Consider the following 3,239-nt stretch of genomic DNA (forward strand, 5'->3'; position numbering starts at 1 on the left):
CCGCTCCTACAACTGTGCCAGCCACAGTTAACCCAGATGGAACGATTACGACAACTGAAAAGGTTACCTATACGCCGGAGACTCATGACTATAGCATTACACCTGTTGATGCAGATGGAAATCCAGTGCCAGGTTCAGCAACGACACCAGAAACCGGCAAAACGGATGTGCCAATTGATTCAACGACGTTCCCAACAGTGCCAGGCTACACACCGCAAGACGGTCAAGATGTGACAGTACCAACTGGTGATACGCCAGTTAACGTGGTTTATGTACCAAATACTATTGAAGTACCAGTTACGTATATTGACCAAGATAATGATGGCAAGATAGTGACAACTGGTGATTACACTGGGGTAACGGATGAATCAACCGATAACTTTACACCAAATATTCCAGATGGTTTTGAACTGGTAACAACTGATAAACCAGGGACAACACCAGCTAAAAATGGTGAAATTACTGTTCAATTGAAGCATAAGCATGTAAGTGGCAGTTATGTAGCAACTCGTACAATTAGTTATGATCTTGCACAAGGTGATCATTTGACACCTGGGGCAGCATTACCAGACACAATTTCTCAAACAGTGACATACTCAACAGATACTGATGAAGCAACGGGAGTAACAATGTATACACCTGAAGGAAGCTACTCTGCTGAAAGTACACCTGAATTACAGGGTTACACTGCAAGCAGAATTTTAGTGGATGGCGTTTATACCACCGTAACAACTTCCAAACCAGAAGTTAGCGATCAAACAGTCACATATACCGCTAATGAAACGACTAACAACGTCACAATTCCTAGTGATAAAGGTAATCAAGTTGTGACTGGAGTTACTGGTAAAACAGGACAAACGATTGAAGTGTCAGTGCCAACAGTACCTGGGTATACAGCAGATAAGACAACAATACCTGCCTTAATCAATGCTAATGGCACAATCACGCCACTTGGAACTGTTAACTATACACCAGATAATCATGCCTTTACGATTACACCGGTTGACGAAGATGGAACACCTATTCCAAATAGTCATTCTGTAACTGTTTCAGGTTATACAGATGCTCAAATTCCTGACTCAGATTATCCAACGTTACCGGGATATCGTGCAGTAACGAACCAAGACAAAACCGTTCCGGCGGAAAACAGTAATGTGACAATTGTTTACGTTCCAATTGAGCATGCAATTACAATTGTACCGGTTGATCAAAATGGTAATCCTATTAAAGGCCTGAAACCAATTACGGTTTATGGTACAACTGGTGAAAAGATTACACTACCAGCTATTGCGGGGTATTTACCTGCAGGTAGTATGACAATCGTTGTGCCGGCACAAAACGGTTCTGTGATGGTTGAATACATTCCAGTAGCCACGCAAAGTGGATCTAATCTAGGTGTCGGAACAGGTGTATCCAATCGAAACGTTTCAGCTAATGGTCAGAGCGAATCAAAGAAACTCCCACAAACTGATGAACGTTCAGAAGATCAAATTGCAGGCTTAGGTATTCTAGGACTCGCAACATCTCTGTTGGGTTTCTTAGGACTTAAAAAACGCAAGGAAAATGAAAAATAGTTAGAATTTTCAAAGAATACAAAGTAAGGAATCGGTGTAATGCCGATTCCTTTTTTTGACAAAAAATAAGCCGCTAATAACTCAAAGAGATTAGCGGCTTATTCTAAACTTCTTTTTTTATTGAATCGATTAGGTGTGATCGATTAAAATTCCAATAAAAACGAAGTTTAATATGTTCTTCCAAAGAAGAACTGAAGGTGTTATTTAAAGCAGGGGGTAATCTCTGCTCTAAACAGGTATAAGTAGAGATTTGGGAGGAGATGGGTTTCGCCTTTTGGTCTCTACTATCTGAGATTTATAAATAGTTTTCTTAACGAAAACTAGAATCATAGTAGCACATTTAATATGATATTTGTATGAATTATGTTTTTTTAATTGAATGACCATAAAATTTCATACTTTATATTGGGTTTTTGTAATCAAATTTTAACATGCATAATTAATTACTTTTTGTAAGGAAATGTAAAGAGAAATGTTGATTTATCAAGTGATAGTAAATGTATAAATGTGTTTAAAAATGTATAAAACTTGTCCAACAAATAAATAAATGAATGGATATTCAATTTTAAAAAAAAAGTGTTAAACTACTTAACAAGGGTTAGTGTACTCATCTCATCGAAATAACTGACCCAGACACAAACCTATTTTGTGTAATCGCTAAGGGAAAAAACATCCTACTCCTTTATGATGTTTGACCCGAAAAAGACTAGTGGGCAAGCTAGTCTTTTTTTGATGCTTTAATTACCATTTGAAGTTTTACTTAAAAGTGCACGTTTAGTTGGGATTTAGACGTCATATAATGATACAATTAGAAACGTTGATTTACACATGAGAGTTATTAGAGGAGAGACACGTTGATGCAACACATAAAAAAAATATTTTTCATTAGTTTAGCGTTAGTGAGCATTACTACGTCACTTTCGGGATGTGGTCAAAAACAAACAGCTACATCACCAAAAAAAACTGAACAAAAAGCTGTCAAAACACCGCAGTATATGAATAAAATTGATTGGCAAAAGTCTTCAGAGAAACGAGCTTATCCTGATTTTAACAAGTACCCGAAAGCTTGGATTCGTGTCTCGTTAAAAGACCAGCGAACCTATATTATGGACGGCAAAAAGATATTGTACACAATGTATGCCTCAACTGGTGGTAGTGGTGATAATGCCACACCAACTGGAACATATCACATTCAAGCTGAACGTGGCCATTTCTTCTATAATCCAGAAAGTGGTGAGGGTGCATATAATTGGGTGTCCTGGAAAGATCATGGTGTCTACTTATTTCACTCTGTACCAACTGACGCTCAAGGAAATGTGATTAAGTCTGAAGCAAAACAGTTAGGAAAAACTGCAAAATCGCATGGATGTGTCAGGTTGACAATGCCAGATTCTAAATGGTTACATGATAACGTCCCAGAAGGATTAAAAGTAGTTATAAGTAAAGATTAATTTGATCGCTGGAGTTTGAACTATATATGAATGCATTAATCATTAGAGGATCAATTCGAATTAAATTTGTAGTACTTTGTTTGAGCCTGGATGTAAGCTGATTCCTGAGACAACTTTTAAGAGAGCGTATAATGAATAAATCGTCTCTCAAAAGGAAGGAATTTTTACATGCCAACTCGTTACGACAAAGAATTCAAACAAAACATCATCAACC

The 3,239-nt window shown here is 37.4% G+C and carries 2 protein-coding genes; both read left to right on the forward strand.

Annotation, left to right across the window (positions count from 1 at the left end):
- Positions 1 to 1,574, forward strand: a 1,574-nt coding sequence (locus ACYVQZ_RS09945) for an LPXTG cell wall anchor domain-containing protein (protein ID WP_461241223.1), incomplete at its 5' end; no start/stop codon positions are given.
- An 857-nt stretch (positions 1,575 to 2,431) separates the two neighbouring features.
- Positions 2,432 to 3,025: a L,D-transpeptidase family protein gene (locus ACYVQZ_RS09950; RefSeq protein ID WP_461241224.1), complete on the forward strand. Its 594-nt coding sequence runs from the start codon at positions 2,432 to 2,434 to the stop codon at positions 3,023 to 3,025.
- The last annotated feature ends 214 nt before the right edge of the window (positions 3,026 to 3,239 follow it).

The sequence above is a fragment of the Paucilactobacillus salsurae genome, from assembly GCF_054784995.1.